Here is a 19,069-nt window from a genome sequence, read left to right on the forward strand (position 1 = left end):
AATAGTTAGCCAACTATTTTAAATAGATTGTAAGAAAACTATTAAGTTAGGGGAAGGTGAATTATGAAAAAAGGGAAGTTTCTAATCGTCATTCTGTTGTTTTCCCTCGTATTATCAGCATGTATGCAAGTGACCAAGGAATCTGATCAAGATGAAAAAGATAAAAAGGTTGTCACAGAGGATTTACCGGAAGAGCGTAAAGTTCGTGAAATCGAGTTATATGTGACGACCCCAGATTATGATCCGATCCGTTACGAGTTTGGATTAATGATTGCAGAAGAATGGAGAAAGTTAGGGTTTGATGTAAAGGTTACACCATTGGAGTGGAATCGCTTAGCTGAACTTGGTATGCAACAAAAGGATTTTGACGCCTTTACGCTATCTTGGTCCGGACGTGCTGAGCGAATCGACCCCGATCATTTCATCTATTTAACACTTCATTCATCGAACGCTGGAAAAGGAGCTTATAACATCGTCGGATACAATAATCCGGAATACGATATATTGGCCGAAAAACAAAGAACACTGACCGACTTGGAAAAACGAAAAGAAGTCGTCTTCAAGGCTCAGGAAATGTTCTTAGAAGACCTGCCATATGCTCCGGTTGCCCATCGCGATCAAGTCATGGCCTATAACAAGAAAAATTTTAAAAATGTTCCTTATATGCTAGGAGAAGGATTAAATAGCTTTTGGACATTCCTAGGAATGGAGCCTACAGGAGATCGAAAAGTGGTTCGCTGGGGTTATCCAAGTGATGTTGCTTCACTAAATCCACTAAGTTCAACCAATACTCATGACTTCCAAGTCACTCGCTTAATTTACGACAGACTTGTGCGAATCTCTGAAACTGGTGAACCGAAAAATTGGGCAGCTGAATCGATTGAAGACGTAAATGGGGACGGAAAAACATTCAAGGTTACCCTTCGTCCTGGTATGGAATTCCACGATGGAGAACCGGTTACTGCAGAAGATGTGAAGTTTTCATTCGATCTAGTAAAAGAAATAGAATCTCCATTTTTCATGGGTATGGTCGACCCTATTGAATCAGTAGAGGTAATCGACGACTTAAGCGTCCAATTCAATTTAAATAAACAATTCGCGCCATTTATTAGTAATACATTGGCCCAAATGTATATATTCCCTGAACATTATTGGAAACCAATTTTGGAATCAGAAGGTGCTGCAGGAGTTCTCGAGCACCAAAATGAAAAAATCATTGGAAGCGGTCCATTCAAAATGGATTACTGGAGAAAAAATCAAGAAATGAAATTGAATCGTTACGATGACTATCATACTCCGGCCAACATTGAAGGAATTCTTAGTATTCCTTATTCAAACACACAAGGAATGGTTGCGGCCGTAGAACAAGGGGAAGCGGATATTACAGGCTGGTGGATTGAACCGATTCAGGTAGACAAATTAAAGCAAAACCCTGATCTTGAAGTGATTTCAGTTAAAGACCATGGGCTCTACCACATTAATTATAATTTGAGAAGAATGCCGTTTAATGATAAGTCTGCACGTCTAGCAATGTCCTATGTAATCCCTAAACAAAGGATTGTAGATGAACTCCTTGAAGGCTATGGAACAGTTGCGAATTCCCTTATCGGTCCAGCAAACGAATTTTGGCACAACCCAAATGTAGAAGGTTTTAAGTATGACCCTGAAAAAGCGATGAAGATTCTTCAAGACGCTGGGTACAAGTGGGATGAAAACGGAAAGATTTATTATCCAGAGGGTAAAAGCGATGCAGATAAAGAAAAAGGAGTCGTTCGTGAAGTTGAATAACACTTAAGGGAACTGCCCCTTGCAAGGGGCATCCCTTATTCTATCGAAGGGAGCATTTATTTTGAAAGGATTAAAAGGATTCATTGCAAAAAGGCTCATTCAAAGTGTTATCACTTTATTCATCTTAATATCGATTCTATTCTTTATGTTCCGGGTGCTTCCGGGTGATCCGACAACCATGTTTGTTGATGCTGCATTACCACAGGAGGCTAGGGAAGCGGTTCTTGAGCAATTTGGTCTTGATAAACCACTGAGCGAGCAATATTGGATTTATATGAAAAATTTTGTCCAAGGTGAATTTGGAATTTCTTTCACTTCCCGGGAGCCTGTGGAATCGGTTATTTCAGATTATTTAGTATCAACGATCTTACTTATGGGTATTACAGTTGGAGTTGCCCTGATCATCGGGGTAATAGGCGGAGCTTTAACCGCATGGTATCGGGGCACAAAGTTTGAAGCAGTTGTTGTATCCACGGCCCTTTTCTTCCGTTCAGCTCCTATTTTTTGGATTGGAATGGTTGCGCTCGCATTTTTCTCCTATCGATTAAATTGGTTCCCGACTGGGGGAATGCATGAACCTGGGCAACAATTCACTGGATTTTTTGATCGTTATTTTACATTAGAGTTTTTACATCACCTTATTCTCCCTGTCATTGTTGGCGCCGGCTACTACGTTGCAAGCCCCTTATTGATTATGAGAAGTTCGATGATCAATATTATGGAAGAGGATTTCATTGAGATGAGTCGTGCGAAGGGTATGAGGGAACGAGTTCTCTTATTCAAACATGCGGTGAGAAATGCATTGCTTCCTGTTGTTACAGAAATCGCATTGTTAATAGGGTTTGCGATCGGTGGACAAGTTCTGCTCGAGGTTGTTTTCAATTGGCCGGGGATAGGGCGATTGATCGTCGATTCGGTTCAACGTAACGATTACCCAGTTGCCCAGGCGACATTTTTCTTAATGGGAGTCATTGTTGTCTTCTTGAACCTGATTGCTGATATTCTTTACGGCTATTTAGATCCGCGTGTGACATATAAATAAATTTTTAAACACAAGGAGGGGACGCTGTGAAACTGCGACAACTATTCCGTTTATTACTTAAGGATAAGCTGGGGTTGATTGGGATTGTATTGCTGATGATGTTTTTTTTCGTAGCGATATTTGCTGAACAAATCATCCCTTATGATCCAATGAAAGAGCATTACGATAAAAATGGAGAATTATTAAGGATGGAGCCCCCAAGTGAAGAGCACTGGTTTGGGACGAATCGGCTTGGTAGAGATGTGTTCAGCCAGGTAATCGCGGGAACACGGGTTGCCTTATTCGTCGGGATTACTTCTGCTGTCATGGTAACAATCATTGGCACTGTCATCGCCTTAATTGCAGGATACTTTGGCGGTTGGCTCGATGACTTATTAATGAGATTAACCGATGTCGTTTATGGGATACCCTTTTTACCTTTTGCGATGATCATGGTAGCGGTGCTGGGTCCAAGCATTCGGAACATCATTATTGCGATTGTCTTGATTTCATGGAGAACGACGACACGGGTCATTCGATCGGAAGTACTTACATTGAAACAAAGAACATTCATTCAGGCAGCCAAACTTAGCGGAGCAAGCTCAGCTAGAATCATCTTCAAGCATATTGCACCCAATATATTACCGTTATCACTTGTATTCGGTTCATTAGCGATGGGATGGGCGATTGTGACAGAAGCAAGCGTCAGCTTTTTAGGCTATGGTGACCCATTGTTGATCAGCTGGGGGAAAATTTTGTTTGATGCCTATGTCGCTCAGGCGATAACGGTCGCTTGGTGGTGGGTTGTTCCACCGGGATTAGCGATTACATTGCTCGTCATGTCCGGATTCTTTGTTAGTAGAAGTCTTGAAGAAATCCTAAATCCGAGGTTGAGAAAACAATGACAAATTTCCTATTAGAAATAAAAAACCTAAAAACTTGTTATAAGGCCGAGGGTGGAGATGTCTGGGCGGTAGATGGAGTAGACATTGTGCTTGAACCTGGTGAAAACCTTGGGTTGGTCGGAGAGTCAGGCTGTGGAAAAACGACCATCATAAAATCGATCATGCGATTACTTCCGAATGGGGCGTTTTCAGAAGGTAAGATCAATTTCAAAGGAAGAAACCTTTTAGAATTATCTAAAAAGGAACTCCGTAAACTACGTTGGAACGAAATTTCCATCGTATCGCAAAGTGCGATGAATTCACTTGACCCTGTTTATAAAGTTGGAGCTCAAATTGTCGAAGCGATCCGATTACATCGGGATGTCTCCAAAAAAGAGGCTTGGACTAGAGCAGAAGAACTTTTTCAATTGGTTGGGGTAGATAAAAGCCGGTTAAAGGATTATCCTCATCAATTCAGTGGTGGAATGAGACAACGTGCCATCATTGCAATGGCCCTCGCTTTGGACCCGGAAATTGTCGTTGCCGACGAACCGACTACAGCATTGGATGTCGTCGTTCAGGCACAAATTTTAAGGAGGATCCAAAACCTGCAAAAGCAGTTGAACAGTTCAATGATCATGGTCACCCACGACATGTCCGTCGTTGCAGAAACGTGCCAAAAGGTGGTTGTCATGTATGCAGGAAAAGTGGTTGAATCAGGACCAGTTGATGCGATCTTCAATGAACCCTTCCACCCATATACAATGGGGCTCAAAAATGCATTTCCGAGTGTAAAAGGGGAAAAGTTCGACCTGATCTCGATACCTGGATACCCGCCTGACTTACAAAATCCCCCGATAGGTTGTCGGTTCGCGGATCGATGCCCATTTGCTACACAGCTATGTAAAGAAGAAGAACCGGAACAAGTGGGAGTATCTGATAAACATCAAGTCGCATGCCACTATATCAACAATGTGGAAGAAATGCGAGAAAAGTCCGCACTACGGGATACATGGAGAACGGTTAGTAAGGAGTTGGCATAATGGAGGATATTAGGTTAAAAGAAGAAATGGTTGTCCATCCTGATCCGATTCCAGACGATCGTCCAACCGTCTTTGATATTCAGGATTTACAGGTTCATTTTCCAGTTAACCAAGGCTTTTTCGAATCCTTGTCCAGTAAAAATAAGGAACAAAAATTTGTCAAAGCTGTCGATGGTGTTTCACTGCAAATCAAAGAGGGTGAAACGATCGGACTTGCAGGTGAGTCGGGTTGTGGAAAAACAACATTGGCAAAAACAATGGTGAAGTTAGAAGAAGCAACCTCGGGTAACGTATCCTTTAAAGGTAAAGATGTGAAGGGATTAAATTCAAAGGCATTAAAACGGTTCCGGAGAGATGCTCAAATGGTATTTCAGGACCCTTATGAGTCTCTTAATCCTAGATTTTCAATTAAACAAACGTTAGAAGAACCACTCATCATCCACGGCATGAAAAGAAAAAAGGAAAGACGCGAGAGAATTATCGAAACATTGGAAATGGTCGGACTAAGACCAGCCGAATCATATATCGACCGTTATCCTCACCAAATGAGTGGTGGGCAAAGACAACGTGTAGCCATTGCGAGAGCACTTGTCATAAGACCGAAGTTCCTTGTCGCGGATGAGCCTGTTTCGATGCTGGATGTATCGATACGCGCAAGTATTTTAACCCTTATTCAAGACCTGGTTCAACAATTGAATCTGGCGAGTATATACATTTCACATGATTTATCACTGATTCGTTATGTTTGTGATAAAACCGCGATCATGTATTTAGGGAGAATCGTTGAACTGGGCCCAACAGAAGATGTCATTCGTAATCCGATCCATCCTTATTCAAAAGCTTTGCTAGCGGCTGTCCCGAGTCCTGTCCCGAACCCAGATGGACTGAATGTTCCACTTGAAGGGGAGGCGCCCAATCCGATTGATTTACCGAAAGGGTGCAGGTTCCACCCGAGATGTCCAGTTGCAACTGAAAAATGCCGCCAGGTTGAGCCGAAAGGAACGGTACATGAGGGTCGCTGGGTAGAGTGCCATTTATACGATTAATATCAGAAGTTCAAAAAGTCCGGGGCTCACAGGATGTGAGTCAGTTCAACGTTGTTACAGGATGTAGCGAAATTAGTTGAACATCCTTTAATGACGTGATGTTCTTAGTCGAACTTCATAAAGGAGCTGTCGTTACTCGGCTCTTTTATATTACCTTTTTGAACGCACATTAAATTAAAGGGAGGCAATATAGTTGGTTGTTAAAGAAATAATCCATGAAATCGACTCAATTGTTGATCAAGAATTTGATAGTTTAATAGCGAGTTTACAGGATTTTTTGAAGCTTAAAAGTATATCAGCCCAAAATATCGGGATGGAAGAATGTGCCTCATTTTTAAAAGATACGATGGAGTCAATCGGAATCGATTGTAAACTTTTAAGAAGAGACGGTGCTTTTCCTGTCGTGTTTGGGGAAATATTGAACCCTTCCGCAACCAAAACACTATTAATCTATGGGCATTATGATGTTCAGCCACCAGAGCCCCTTGACCTTTGGGATAGTGATCCGTTTGATCCTATTATAAGGGATGGAAAACTATTTGCACGAGGAGCAACTGATGATAAAGGAAACCTTTGGGCAACGATCATGGCAGTCAAATGCTTACAACAATCAGGAATAAAGATTCCGATCAACCTGAAGTTCTTTTTTGAGGGAGAAGAGGAAATCGGCAGTCCGAATTTCAAAGCATATATGGAGGAACATAAAGAGCTGCTTTCTGCCGATTACACGATTCTTTGTGATCGGGGTGTCCATGAATCTGGTCGCCCGCAAATGTATCTTGGCCATAAAGGGATCACACACACGGAGATTACCATAAAAGGGGCTAAGAGAGATGTGCATTCTGGACAGGCACCTTTTATACCGAATACAGGTTGGCAGCTCGTTTGGTTATTGAATAAATTGAAGGATGAACATGATCAAATCTTAATACCCGGATACTATGACAATGTAGAAAGTCCATCAGCAGAGGACTTAGATTTACTGAAAAAGGTTCCTTTTGATAAAAAAGACTATTGCGAGATCTATGGTATTGAAGACATTGTTCCACAAAATGAAGGAGTAGAAGCTTTAACCTCATTACTCTTCAATCCTACAGCTACTATTAACGGCTTAACTTCGGGATATCAAGGAACAGGTAATAAAACGATTGTCCCGAATCAAGCATCCGCAAAACTGGATTTTCGTTTTGTGAAGAATCAAGATCCGGACCGGTGTGTCGAATTAATCAGAGAATATGTGCAACAGCATTTTGAAGGGGAAATTGAAATTAAAATCGGTGATGTTCGAAACCCTTCTAAGGTTTCACCGAATGCAGAGGTCGTTCAGGTTGCGATCGAAGCATCTCAAATGGTTTATAAAGAAGACCCAGTCGTTTGGCCAATGTTAGACGGGGCAGGACCGATGTCCTTGTTCGAGGAAATTCTAGACGCACCGGCAATCATTGTTGGACTTGGAGCGCCATTCGCTTATGCAAATACACACGCACCTAATGAAAATATAAGTTTAAAGAACTATTCCGATGGGATCAAGATGATGGCAGCTACTTACTATCTTTATGGAATGAGGGATTAAACGATGAGTTTAGAAAAAGTTGAACAGTTGATTACGGAACGGAAAGAAGAGTATTTGGAACAGTTATTTACCTTACTTAGACAAAAAAGCATCAGTGCCCAAAATGTCGGTATACGTGAATGCGCGGAATTGCTGAAAGGTATGATGCAGGACATAAGCATTGACACCAAGATCCTTGAAACAAAAGGGCATCCTGTCGTGTATGGTGAAATGATCAAGGATCCAAATGCTTTTACATTATTGATTTACGGCCATTATGATGTACAACCACCTGACCCGATTGACGAGTGGGTATCTCCGCCTTTTGAACCGACAATCCGGGACGAGAAGATCTATTGCCGCGGGGTAGGCGATAATAAGGGGCAGCTTATGGCTCAAATTCTAGCCATAAAAACATATCTGGATGCTTACGGAGAACTACCGATTAACTTGAAGTTTGTTTTTGAAGGTGAAGAAGAGAGTGCAAGTGCGAATCTCGCTGGATTTGTAGAGAGTCATAAGGATCTTTTAGCAGCTGACCTCGTCTATACTTCGGACGGACCGATGCATGATTCCGGTGCTCCATTCGTCTTATTAGGTGTAAGAGGCATGCTGTATGTAGAGTTGACGGCCAAGGGTGCAGATTGGGATAACCATTCGGGTAATAAAGGAAATATCGTTCCAAACCCTGCGTGGAAATTGATCGACCTGTTAAGGACGATGCGTGATGAGGATGGGAATGTGCTGATTGAAGGTTTTTATGATGATATCCGAAAGCCGACAGAAAAGGAACTGCAGCTCATCAAAGACCTCCCATTCAACCAAAAGGATATCGGAGAACAGATCGGCTATGAGGATTTGGATATGGACGGCGAAATGTATTATCGGAAATTAACGTTAGAACCTACATTCAATATAGCTGGTTTCTCGAGTGGGTATTCCGGGCAAGGATCGAAGACGATCATTCCCTCAAAAGCCGTATTAAAGATGGATATGCGCCTTGTCGTCGATCAAGATCCAGACGATATCTTTGAAAAGTTCTCTAATCATGTAAAAAAGCATGCACCTGACGTAGAGGTGAACCGTTTAGGGGATATGAAACCGTCACGTACATCCTCTGATCATGAAATTGTTCGAGTGGTTACAGAGGCAGTACAAAGGTCATTCGTTACTGAGCCAGTCCTTCAACCAAGCCTCGGGGGAAGTTTACCGGATTATGTGTGGACGAAGATTTTACAAACGCCTTCGGTTGTCGTCCCATACGCAAATTTTGATGAGGCCAATCATTCCCCGAATGAAAATATGGGCGTTCAAAACTTTTTTGATGGGATAAAATGTACCTGTTACGTAATTAACGAAATAAGTAGAACGCATAATACAGCTGAACGTCAAAAAACTGCACACAAAATAGATTAAGTTTAAAAAAAATAAATACTTTACCAGGTGATGGGGTTGAACCGAAATGGTCAGCCCTATCACTTATTTTCACTATCAATATTCATGCGAACAGTTTTGCTGAATTTATGTCCTGAACTGTCGCCATGAACCTTTCATGCGGACAGTTTTGCTGAATTTATGTCCCGAACTGTCGCCATGAACCTTACATGCAGGACAAGAAGAGGCGTACAACAGGTGGTATTAATAGTGAGCTCCTTTGCTAGTCATGAACTTCATGTAATAGTAGGATGGAAAGATAGACAGAGTTGTTAGCGGGGTGGAGACGATTCAATTTTTCTCGATACTTATACCAATATTCTCAGTATTCATTGTCGGCTATATCGTCGGTAAGGTAGCGAAGTTAGACATTAAATCATTATCCTTTATTGCTTTGAACGTCTTGTATCCATTCCTCGGATTCTATACGTTTTATAAAAATGAAATTACGATCGATTATCTGAATATATTTATTGTCATTGCGATTCTAATCACCATTTTGTACGTTCTTATCATTATCATTGCAAACCTATTGAAGTTCGATAAAAAGAGAAAACACGCCATGCTATTAGCCGGTGTGTTTATGAATAGCGGCAACTATGGTGTACCAGTTGCACTATTTGCAATTGGAGAGCAAGGCTTCAATTATGCACTGATGTTTATGGTGGTCATGTCCGTATTAATGAATTCGTTGGGCCTTTATTTAGCAGCAAGTGGGGCAAATAAAAACATTTCAAAGAAACAATCACTAGTTACAGTGCTGAAAATGCCGATCCTGCCAAGTGTTATTTTAGGTATGATTCTCCAGCTAATGAACGTTACCATTCCAGCACCAGTCGAGGACACGATTGACTTTATCTCTGATGCAGCGATTCCAGTCATCATGATCGTATTAGGCATTCAATTATCGAAAATCAAGTTTAGAGGAATACCGTTTAAGTCTGTAGGATTTACGGTTCTATTCCGCTTACTTCTTTCTCCTATAATTACGATCGGAATCGTCTATATGCTAGGAATCGATCATACTGTTCTAGGAACGACCATGGTACTGCTTGCCGCAATGCCAACCGCAGCAAATACCACCATTTTTGCCGTTCAATTCGAGGTTGAACCTAATTTTGTTTCCTCAACAACTCTTATTGGGACGGTATTAAGTATTGTTACTCTGCCAATCTGGTTCTTTTTTCTTTAAGGTTAAAAGGAAGGGCAACCCCGTGATATTGGAAACGGATCCCTAACAAAAACGAACCCCGGTCAATCCAAGGGTTCGTTATGATAAAATTGGTAGAGTTCCATTGTTGTTTACGGTACGTATTTATCGAGCGTAGTCAAGGTTATTTCAGGTTGATAACTTGGTATTCGCCTCCGCTCCAGCCAAAGCCACTTGATACTTGAAGCTGAAAATCACCTTCTGCTGGAACTTCAAAAACGACCTTGCCAGACTTACTCATTTTCGGATTCACTTCCTGAAGGAAAAATCCGATATCCTCATTTACATACATATCCGCTTCCGAATCTGCGCTGTATTCTGTACCATCGGCAGTCACTAGACGGAACATTTCAGTATCGATGAAACGGGCCTCTTTATCGTTGTTCGTAACCTTTAAATCAATGATCAAGAATTTCCCCTCTGTCGTCAGTGGATCCATCCATATAAGGCATCGTTATTTTTGTTTTCTCTTCGATACCGTTCACTGTATACGTGAATTCTCCAACCTTAACATCCTCACCGATTGCGAAAGTCTTTGGTTCTTCTTTTTTGGCTTCTTTCTTTTCTTTACCATTGTCCTTCTCAGCTGGTGCTTCGGTTGTGTTGTCACCACTTGCTGTTTCAGAACCTTCCTCTGAATCACTGAAAATCGACCCCAGTACAATTAAACCAACAATAATCATTCCAACCCATTTTAACGTTTTTTTCATAATTAACGTCCTCCTTAAAAGATGTTTTCTTTGTTTGTTGAACACTTCAATCTGCTTGTTGCCTTGCGAACACTTCGCTACAGCCTCCTTGTTTTTAACAAATAATACATGTCAAACCCGACCTGCGAGCAAATGGTAAAAGTGACTTGCAAGTTATAATTTAACAGATAGGGTGATCGAAAAATCGCACACCTTTTTTCGAGGAAACACATATTTCGGGATTTGTTTTCATACAAAAAAGCCTGAGAATTTAATCACAGGCTCTTGCCAATAATTTAAGTAATCAACAATAAACTTCCTACTTCATTAATCCCTTAATGCTGATTTTGCAGTTCGGGTTGCATCCGAAAGTGCTTCGATCAATAATTCTACAGCTTGTTTGAAAGCATACCTGTCTCGTGATTGAAGGGCATGTGATAAAGCAGGCAGTGGTAAAGCCTTGTATCCGGTTGTAAGTCCTGGTGCCCAAATTTGGTGCTTATACCATGGTCTTTCTGGAAGCCCTTTTTCTCTGATGAGATCCCGTTCCTGTTGAAGCAGTGCTTTGTTTATGTTTTGTAATTTTTTCTGATTTTTTGGACTGATCGTCCCCTCTGAAATTATTTGTTCTGCTTTCTCTTCAAGCAACGTTGCTGTCGATTGCCACTTCTTTGCCTTAGCAAGAACATCTGTCAGACCCACACCCATCGTATCCTTTTTACTGAATTCGTTGAGTAACCTGACCACTTCTTCTGCATAATCGGAATAATAGAATGGAAGGACATCCGCATTAGCGAGCCTTATCGCCATTTTTCCGATAAGCTTCGCTGTGGCACCGTGGTGTTTGTAGCCTGGATCCAAAAAACGATGGATAGAATCAAGGTTGTCATAGATGGTGTGATAAAGTCCGTTAGGCAATTGGAAACTAAATCTAGCCGAAGGGATTCCAGCATGATCTAGAAAAGCGGTGAAGTCTTCTCCTGATCCGAGTTGTCCGACAGTTGGTTTTTCTTTCTCTGAGCGTGTTTTCCAATCATTATAGATCGACGAACCTGTTCTCGGCTCAATTACTTCTTTCGTCAATGAATAAATGAAACGTTTTAAGGAAGGAACAGCTCCAGCTTCAAAAAACTGTCCTGCAATTACGTCTACATTAAGATATGCAACAGCATTCTTCATTAGCTCCTGTCGATTCTCTTCCACCCACTCAGTTGAACCAAGGAGGCCGTATTCCTCGCCATCCCATCCTGCAATGACAATCGAGCGTTCAGGTTTCCAGCCTCTACGATAAAGATTACCAAGAACACAGGCAAATTCCATAGCAGATGACCATCCGGAAATATTATCATTCGCCCCATATACCCATGTATCTCGGTGTGCTCCAATAACGATTGTCTGTTCCGGAAACTTGGTGCCGGGTATTCGAGCAATCAGATTATGGATAGGCACGTTTTGATAGTCAATATCCAAGGTCAACTGAACACGTGTAGGGCCTGGTCCAATCTGGTATGTGAAGGGAAGGCCACCTTGCCATGTGGATGGCGCCTCTTTTCCTTTTAAGGCTTCTAAAAGATATCGCGCTTGCCCATAAGAAAGCGGTAACGTCGGTATAACTGGCAAAGAAGCAGCATCAGCCGGGTCGATTCGAGGAATTCCTGGTAAGGATGGCTTTCCAGGTGTAAGTGGGTCTCCGGGATACTTGAAGAGATAAAGGACACTGCCACGCTCAATCCCGTCTTGAGGTTTCCACGGACCTTCCGGGTATACTAAACCACGCGTATAGCCACTGTCAGCAGGATCTGAATAAAAAATCAAACCGACAGCACCCCTTTGTTCAGCCTGATCAGGCTTGACCCCACGGAAATTTTCACCATAGCGCGCTATGACAATCTTATTCTTTACTGATATTCCTTTACGTGCAAGCAGATCAAAATCTTCGGGTCGTCCATAGTTTGCATAGACCAGCTCAGCTTGTACATTACCTGGCGGGGAATAAGCATTAAAGCCAGGGACAATACCTTGTGCAAACGATTTTGGAATACTGATGTCTTCGAAAACATCAAGCTGCCGGTATTCTGGAGCAGTTTGTGTAATTGATACGTTTTTCAATTTCGGCATATACACATCATAGGTTTTGACTTCAGTTTGAAGGTCGGACTTCTGAAGCACACGAATCGCGTATTTGAGATTGGCAATGTTTCCATCAGTAGAAACACGTGATGTCCGCTTACTGAGCTGATGAGAGAAATGTGAAATTTGCTTATTGCTGACAAGTTTAGAGAATCGTTCTTCATATTCCATCTGCATATCTATCTTCTTCTTGGTAAAGCCATTCATTGATTGGAACGGTTTCATATCAAAAATGAGTTTACGTGAAAACTTTTTACTCGAATTGAACAATAGTTTATTGAGGATTTTTTTCAAAAAAATAGCCTCCTTTATGAAGCCTACATGGTTTTACTATGTTATATGAGTGCCTTGTATTTTCTATTCGACGGACAACAGACCTTTTCGGTTAGCTAAGTTCATACTAAAAAGTTGGAAGAAAGCATATTTTGTTATTGGCAACATTTTTAAAAAGTGAAGGAGGTCAATCAATGCCTTACTTTTCTGTAGAGGATCAAGTGGAACTTTATTATGAAGATATAGGTGAAGGGACACCTGTCATTTTCGTACATGGCGTTTGGATGAGCAGTCAGTTCTTCCAGAAACAAGCATCTTACTTTGGTGAAAATAATCGTACAATTCTATTTGATTTACGTGGCCATGGGCGTTCCTCAAAGGTCCATCACGGACATACCGTTGCAAACTATGCACGGGATTTGCACAGCTTTATTCAAAAATTGGAGCTGAAGGATTTTGTGTTAGCAGGCTGGTCGATGGGTGCTTTCGTCGTTTGGGATTACCTCGATCAATTTGGACAGGAAAACGTTAAAGGCACTGTAATTGTTGATGAATTGGCATCAGATTTTAAATGGGATGACTTCCCGAGCGGTGCCTTTGATTTCCCGACACTTATCCATCTGATGAGAGAAGTCCAAACCAATCGTATCGGCTTCCTCAAAGAATTCATTCCTTTGATGTTCAAGGAAGAACTCTCTCAAGACGATTTTGATTGGATGCTTGAAGAAGTGACGAAGCTTCCGGAATCAGTTGCGAGTGCTATTTTGTTTGACCAGACAGTTGTGGACTACCGTAAACAATTTGAACATGTTAAAGTACCGACCTTATTGTGCTTTGGAAGAGCGGAAAAATTGATCCCAGTCGAAGCAGGGGAGTATTTGCACAAGCATATCCCTAATTCCGAACTCGTTATCTTTGAAAATAGCTGTCATTGTCCATTTTTAGAAGAAGCGGATCATTTCAACGAAGTGGTTGCCTCCTTCATTGATTCATTATAAAAGAAAAGCAGGCTGTCGGTATGCACAGCCTGCTTTGTTAACCACTTAGGAAATGTTTTGTTAACAATCTTCCCACACAAACACAGAAACACCAAAGACCCCTAATCTATCCTCACTAATTCTCTTAAACCCATTATCCAACAGACAATTTTCTGCTCTAGCTAATGATTCCCCACTTCCTAGAAAACGATTACATGGAGCAGCACTACCAATAACAGTTGCTTCAACAATTGTACGTGGTGCTCTTTGATTCAGCGGGTTTCTCTCCCATAAAATTGTAACGACATCAGGTGGTCTAGGAATTGATACATTGTTACTCAAGTAATATCACCTCATTTCAACATGATTACTATATTAAATGAAATGAAGAGGAAGCTTGTCTACACGAATTACATAGGTTTGGTTACTTTTTATTTACGATTTGAAAGCCTATATGGTTAACGATAAAATAGTAGAGTATAAAAAGAGTTAGTTAGGGAAGAAGTTTTATGAATAAAGCTGTTATTTTCGTATTAGGACTAATCGGTTCGATACTAGGTATAATTGGTTCCTTTATCTGGTTTTTCATCGGGTCGTTATTCATTGCAGGTGTCATCTCAGGAATAGTGAATCCAGAGTTACCAATAGAGCACCAGTATCTGACGACGCAATGAAACTCGGCTTTACGATTACAGGTGTTCAAGGTGTGTTGACCATTGTTATGTTCATCATCACGCTAATCAAATCAACGCCTGGTAGCCTAGACAAGGGAATGAAAATAGCGGGGTTTGGCTGCTCGTTTTAGGTATTACGTCAGCAGTTATCAATATCGTCCAATTCCTTCCATGTGTATTGATCATCATTGCCGGCACAATGGCTCTAGCAAAGGCAAAAGATGAAAAGCGAAGATTTGAAGCTAGTCATGAACCGAATGACTTAGATATGTAGGTAAGACAACAAGAAGCACTATTTCACCTTGGATGAAATGGTGCATTAATAATATGGTCAATTTGCTTAGTTGGACTAGAATTAAGAAGATAAAAGATGAGTGGGTGACGGTATGGAGAGAATAGTAGAAACGATTAAGTTAAATGGTCAGGTCTTAGAGTATTCCATGCTTGGTGAAGGTGAGCCGGTTCTTGTCATGCATGGCGGACATTCAAGCTGTAACGAGGAGTTGGGATACGCTAATCTCATCAAGAATGGCTACTCAATCATCACCCCATCAAGAGCGGGATATGGACGAACGTCCAGAGCAATCGGGGAAAGCCTAACAAAAGCGTGTAAGTATTATGTTCAACTCCTTGATCAACTGAATTTGAAAAAAGTACATCTGCTGGCCGTTTCCGCTGGTGGACCAAGCGGTATCATCTTTGCCTCTAACTATCCAAAGCGTGTCAAAACACTCACCTTGCAATCCGCCGTAATGAAACAATGGCATACACCAAAGGATATGGAATATAAGGTGGCGCATGTTCTGTTTAAGCCACCGTTTGAAAAAATAACTTGGAAACTGGTTTCGGCGATGAGTAATAAATTCCCGAACTACATGTTCAAGCAATTCGTTCCATCGTTCAGTACACTTTCCAACAAAAAGGTCACAGAGCGAATCTGCAAAACAGACCTTGATGTCTTTAATAGAATGACCAGCCGACAGCGATCTGGACACGGCTTTTTAATCGACTTAGCCCAAACTGATAAGCTTTCAACGGACGATCTAGAAAGTATCTCTTGTCCAACGCTTATTATGCATAGCAAAAACGATGCAGCCGTGCCTGTCGAGCATGCTCACTACGCGGATAAACACATCCCGAATTCTGAGCTTTGCATATTGGATTCATGGGGGCACCTTATTTGGATAGGTGAACATGCGAAAGAGTTTGACACAAAGTTGAATCATTTTCTACAAGCACATACTGAAAAATGCATAAGAATTACTCGGTTAACTTACTTCGGTCTTCCACTTGTGGCGGTTCCTCCATCCAACCGTTTTTCACCATGATTTTTCCCCCCTCTTTTGCAAAATCATAGATATCCTTTCCGATCCTAGTCATTGTAAACGGTAAGTCACTGCGCAAACTAAAAGCACCACCAAGTGCATTGCTTCCAAGACCGAAGGAACTCAGCAAATTCGTAATGTACATCATTATTTTGTCGGAAAAAGGGGACACAGTTGAATTTGTTGCTTTCCCTGCTGGTGAAGCTGGAGGCTCAATGTATTCATTACGCAAAAATTCTCCCAGTTTTGTTTCGACTTTTAGCGAGAGATCCATGCCTCTCGTAAAATATTTTTTGACTTCGTTATCATTGGCAACCTGGGCAAACCCGATCATCAGCTGCAATCCCGTGAGGTTCGTTTCAATTGCATGATGGAGGAGCGAAATTTCGATTGTATTCAAAGCCCGATTCTTTTGGAACCAATTCACACCTGTCATGTACTTTTTCTCTCTTACAAATTCGACTTCTGTCGGCATCGATACATACGGCGGCCGGGTAAGAACGCCTTTCTTCAACAGATATTGTGTACTCGCTTGGTTGGACTCTTGTGCATTAGCTGTCAATTGGATGAACAGTTGATTAACGTCTAGCCGGTAAGACATACCTGAAAACAGTGCATTAAGACTTGTTTCCACTTTACTGATTAAATGCAAAAACATCACATCAAACGAGAAATCGAACAATTTCGGCACTCCTGTATGTACATCATTCTCTGTAAAGCCCACAGGTATTACGGCACCTTCTTGCTGAAAAATGTTTGTGATTTCAGCTATTATTTGTGTCGTGGAATTGTAGTTGTCCTGTAGCAGCTGATGGGCTTCTTGATCTTCAGCATGTTCAAGGAAATATTCGATGAATCTTAACTTCATCGTCAATTCTTGATAAGCCATCCACAGGTTTCCGAGCTCGGATGAGCTTAATGGGATATGATTTGAATTAACCATTGTGTGTTTTATCCGCCTTCCAATATTTAGAGTGATTTGTTGCAGTCATCATTATGTTAGTTTGTCCTTTATCAAGTGAAATATTTACCTTAATTGAAAAAACACACAGCTCAATAGGCGTGTGTGTTCAATGTGCTTGAATAATCACTAGTTAAAAGTCGGTTCAATCAAATACGATTCCTTTTACCCGATTAAATTCGGCAAACTGCTCAAGTGCTGTATCGATTTTTTTACGCAAGCGAGCTGTTTTTTTAATACCAGGCTCCAGTTCCAATAAACGTACATGTAGCTGATTATTTTTCCGATCAAGCAATGGATCCATCCGTCCGATCAGCCGGTCACCATATAACATCGGCATCGTGTACGGTCCATATTTTCGTTTTGCTTTAGGGATGTAGATTTCCCACCTATAGTCGAAATCATATAGATCTGTCACCCGTTCACGCCGCCAAAGTACATTATCGAGGGGTGGTAAAAAGGCGATCGGACCTTCCATTGGCGTTTGATCCTGCTTGGTTTCCCAAACAAACGATTCAAGCTCCTCCAAATCTTCCGCCATCATATAATACGGGCGTTTTACATCATCAATCAGAAGTGGAATAACCGATTCATTCTGTACTCTTTTATCAATCTCTGCACGCCTTTCTGCAGCGGTCATCTTTTGCCAGCCAAACCGAGCATCACGTGGATCAAACACACGATAGGCACGGATGTATTTTTCGATTAAGGCATCACGGGCAGCTCGTTCATCAATTGACCTCGATTCCTTTAGCGCTTTTTGATTGATTGTCCTTTCTGTCAGGTCAAAAAATCGTTCTGTTCGTTCCCTGTGCACAACCCGAATGATCCCAGCATCAAGTAAAAGGTTCAGAGCAAGTGACGTCTCTTTCGTCTTCGGTAACTGGTTGTCCCAATACCCATGGACACGGTTTTCCGAAGCAAATGCTCGTGACGGGAGAGGACCTACATTTTCCAAACGTTCCAATACTGCCTCCACGACAGGCCCCAGCTTTTCCAATGGTTCCTGAACTTGGGCTTGAATCCTGTTCCTAATCGGCTCAAAAATCGGATAGTCTTCAACCGGAATCGCACACGCAGCATTTGCCCAATACTCGAACACCTTTCCATCTGAGAGAAGGGAATCCAAGTGCTTCGGGTCATACCCTGGAATCCGTGCAGCCAAAACCAAATGCTGATTCCGTTCCACGACAGAAACGGGGTCAAGCTGGACACATTCGAGCTTCTTGATCATTTGTAAAACGCCATCAGGTCCAGCCGGAGTTTGTTCACGGTTTAACAACGATTGTTTATGTAAAAGAAACCTTCGTAATGCAACTTTATCGACAGGAAATGCTGTAGCCATAAGAATCCCCCCACCTAGCGTTCGAAATATTAATCTTATCATATCACAAAAAACGAACATATGTTGGTGAATCGCACAAGGAACATGACCCTTCATGTCGAAATAAATGTAGGTGAGGGATGAATAACCCTCAAGGGAGGATTTAAATGAATCTTTTGGTAAGAGTCGTATTAACCGGGCTAATGGGAGGAACGTTATTTACACTTTTTGAAAACTTCGTTTCTGTTGATGGAATTCTAGAACATATTGGAATGATTGTTATTGTTGTTTTTTCTGCCATTATTTTTGCTTCAAAGGGAGAATCAAATTCTAAAAAGGAGTGACAAAATGGATCATAAAATAGCACTGCAAACCTATATTGATGCGACGAATACTCATGATTTCACGAATGTAAAAAACGTGCTGCATGAAGATGCGGTGTATTGGTTTACAGACAAAACGTGTACGTCCCTGAATGAAATACAAGCGGCTTTTGAAAATGCGTGGGACGTGATTAAAGACGAAGTATATTCAGCGACCGATGTCCAGTGGCTGACGGTCGATGAAAACTCAGCCACCTGTATCTACACGTTCCATTATGAAGGCTACATAGACGAAGAGTTCATATCCGGCAGCGGAAGAGCGACAAACGTCTTCACGAAAGACGGAAACAGAGAATGGAAATTGATCCACGAGCATTTGAGCAGCGTATAAATAAAACGAACATCGAATAGCGGA

The 19,069-nt window shown here is 41.5% G+C and carries 19 protein-coding genes; 13 read left to right on the forward strand and 6 right to left on the reverse strand.

Annotated elements, in window-relative coordinates; all coding sequences use genetic code 11:
• Positions 1-63: 63 nt before the first annotated feature.
• The 8 genes from MOJ78_RS05830 (at position 64) to MOJ78_RS05865 (ending at position 9,960) form a co-directional block, all read left to right on the forward strand.
• Positions 64-1,788 carry an ABC transporter substrate-binding protein gene (locus tag MOJ78_RS05830; RefSeq protein WP_304980260.1) on the forward strand — a complete coding sequence of 575 codons (1,725 nt, stop codon included), beginning with the start codon at positions 64-66 and terminating at the stop codon, positions 1,786-1,788.
• A gap of 61 nt (positions 1,789-1,849) precedes the next feature.
• On the forward strand, positions 1,850-2,830 hold the full coding sequence (locus MOJ78_RS05835; RefSeq protein WP_304980261.1) for an ABC transporter permease: 981 nt from the start codon (positions 1,850-1,852) through the stop codon (positions 2,828-2,830).
• A gap of 26 nt (positions 2,831-2,856) precedes the next feature.
• Positions 2,857-3,714, forward strand: a complete 858-nt coding sequence (locus tag MOJ78_RS05840; protein ID WP_304980262.1) for an ABC transporter permease — start codon at positions 2,857-2,859, stop codon at positions 3,712-3,714.
• Complete coding sequence (locus tag MOJ78_RS05845) at positions 3,711-4,736, forward strand: ABC transporter ATP-binding protein (protein WP_304980263.1); 1,026 nt, start codon at positions 3,711-3,713, stop codon at positions 4,734-4,736. The genes MOJ78_RS05840 and MOJ78_RS05845 overlap by 4 nt, the downstream gene beginning before the upstream one ends.
• Positions 4,736-5,782 (forward strand): ABC transporter ATP-binding protein, encoded by a 1,047-nt coding sequence (locus MOJ78_RS05850; protein ID WP_304980264.1) that lies wholly within the window; start codon positions 4,736-4,738, stop codon positions 5,780-5,782. Before MOJ78_RS05845 ends, MOJ78_RS05850 begins: the two co-directional genes overlap by 1 nt.
• A 193-nt stretch (positions 5,783-5,975) precedes the next feature.
• Positions 5,976-7,355 (forward strand): M20/M25/M40 family metallo-hydrolase, encoded by a 1,380-nt coding sequence (locus MOJ78_RS05855; RefSeq protein ID WP_304980265.1) that lies wholly within the window; start codon positions 5,976-5,978, stop codon positions 7,353-7,355.
• Between the two features lie 3 nt (positions 7,356-7,358).
• Entirely contained in the window at positions 7,359-8,750 is a 1,392-nt protein-coding gene (locus MOJ78_RS05860) for a M20/M25/M40 family metallo-hydrolase (protein ID WP_304980266.1), read from the forward strand.
• A 298-nt stretch (positions 8,751-9,048) separates the two neighbouring features.
• Entirely contained in the window at positions 9,049-9,960 is a 912-nt protein-coding gene (locus MOJ78_RS05865) for an AEC family transporter (RefSeq protein WP_304980267.1), read from the forward strand.
• Between the two features lie 142 nt (positions 9,961-10,102).
• Here the strand turns inward: MOJ78_RS05865 and MOJ78_RS05870 are convergent, their stop codons facing one another.
• The 3 genes from MOJ78_RS05870 to MOJ78_RS05880 all read right to left on the reverse strand — a co-directional run bounded on the left by MOJ78_RS05870 (position 10,103) and on the right by MOJ78_RS05880 (position 13,091).
• Positions 10,103-10,387 carry a DUF4352 domain-containing protein gene (locus tag MOJ78_RS05870; RefSeq protein ID WP_304980268.1) on the reverse strand — a complete coding sequence of 95 codons (285 nt, stop codon included), beginning with the start codon at positions 10,385-10,387 and terminating at the stop codon, positions 10,103-10,105.
• Positions 10,377-10,688 (reverse strand): hypothetical protein, encoded by a 312-nt coding sequence (locus MOJ78_RS05875; protein WP_304980269.1) that lies wholly within the window; start codon positions 10,686-10,688, stop codon positions 10,377-10,379. Before MOJ78_RS05875 ends, MOJ78_RS05870 begins: the two co-directional genes overlap by 11 nt.
• Positions 10,689-10,994: 306 nt before the next feature.
• A complete protein-coding gene (locus MOJ78_RS05880) occupies positions 10,995-13,091 on the reverse strand; it encodes a M28 family metallopeptidase (RefSeq protein ID WP_304980270.1) in 2,097 nt (698 codons plus the stop codon).
• 173 nt (positions 13,092-13,264) lie between these two features.
• On the opposite strand from MOJ78_RS05880, the gene MOJ78_RS05885 reads away from it, so the two are divergent.
• The gene (locus tag MOJ78_RS05885) at positions 13,265-14,068 is read left to right on the forward strand and encodes an alpha/beta fold hydrolase (protein ID WP_304980271.1); all 804 of its coding nucleotides are present in this window, start codon (positions 13,265-13,267) and stop codon (positions 14,066-14,068) included.
• Between the two features lie 60 nt (positions 14,069-14,128).
• On the opposite strand, the gene MOJ78_RS05890 is transcribed toward MOJ78_RS05885, so the two are convergent.
• Positions 14,129-14,389, reverse strand: a complete 261-nt coding sequence (locus MOJ78_RS05890) for a hypothetical protein (RefSeq protein ID WP_304980272.1) — start codon at positions 14,387-14,389, stop codon at positions 14,129-14,131.
• A gap of 167 nt (positions 14,390-14,556) precedes the next feature.
• Here MOJ78_RS05890 and MOJ78_RS05895 point away from each other — a divergent pair, with 167 nt between their 5' ends.
• Together MOJ78_RS05895 and MOJ78_RS05900 are read left to right on the forward strand one after the other, a co-directional pair.
• Positions 14,557-14,721, forward strand: coding sequence for a hypothetical protein (locus MOJ78_RS05895; protein WP_304980273.1), 165 nt, complete (start codon positions 14,557-14,559; stop codon positions 14,719-14,721).
• 386 nt (positions 14,722-15,107) lie between these two features.
• A complete protein-coding gene (locus tag MOJ78_RS05900) occupies positions 15,108-16,049 on the forward strand; it encodes an alpha/beta fold hydrolase (protein WP_304980274.1) in 942 nt (313 codons plus the stop codon).
• Here MOJ78_RS05900 and MOJ78_RS05905 read toward each other — a convergent pair.
• Together MOJ78_RS05905 and MOJ78_RS05910 are read right to left on the reverse strand one after the other, a co-directional pair.
• Positions 15,982-16,989: a DUF3231 family protein gene (locus tag MOJ78_RS05905; protein WP_304980275.1), complete on the reverse strand. Its 1,008-nt coding sequence runs from the start codon at positions 16,987-16,989 to the stop codon at positions 15,982-15,984. The two genes, MOJ78_RS05900 and MOJ78_RS05905, sit on opposite strands and share 68 nt — an antisense overlap.
• Before the next feature lie 163 nt (positions 16,990-17,152).
• Positions 17,153-18,352 carry a winged helix-turn-helix domain-containing protein gene (locus MOJ78_RS05910; protein WP_304980276.1) on the reverse strand — a complete coding sequence of 400 codons (1,200 nt, stop codon included), beginning with the start codon at positions 18,350-18,352 and terminating at the stop codon, positions 17,153-17,155.
• Between the two features lie 146 nt (positions 18,353-18,498).
• On the opposite strand from MOJ78_RS05910, the gene MOJ78_RS05915 reads away from it, so the two are divergent.
• Positions 18,499-18,675: a hypothetical protein gene (locus MOJ78_RS05915; RefSeq protein WP_304980277.1), complete on the forward strand. Its 177-nt coding sequence runs from the start codon at positions 18,499-18,501 to the stop codon at positions 18,673-18,675.
• A 4-nt stretch (positions 18,676-18,679) separates the two neighbouring features.
• Complete coding sequence (locus MOJ78_RS05920; RefSeq protein WP_304980278.1) at positions 18,680-19,045, forward strand: YybH family protein; 366 nt, start codon at positions 18,680-18,682, stop codon at positions 19,043-19,045.
• Positions 19,046-19,069 lie beyond the last annotated feature (24 nt).

The sequence above is a fragment of the Alkalihalobacillus sp. AL-G genome, assembly GCF_030643805.1.
In the GTDB taxonomy this organism is placed as follows: Bacteria; Bacillota; Bacilli; order Bacillales; family Fictibacillaceae; genus Pseudalkalibacillus.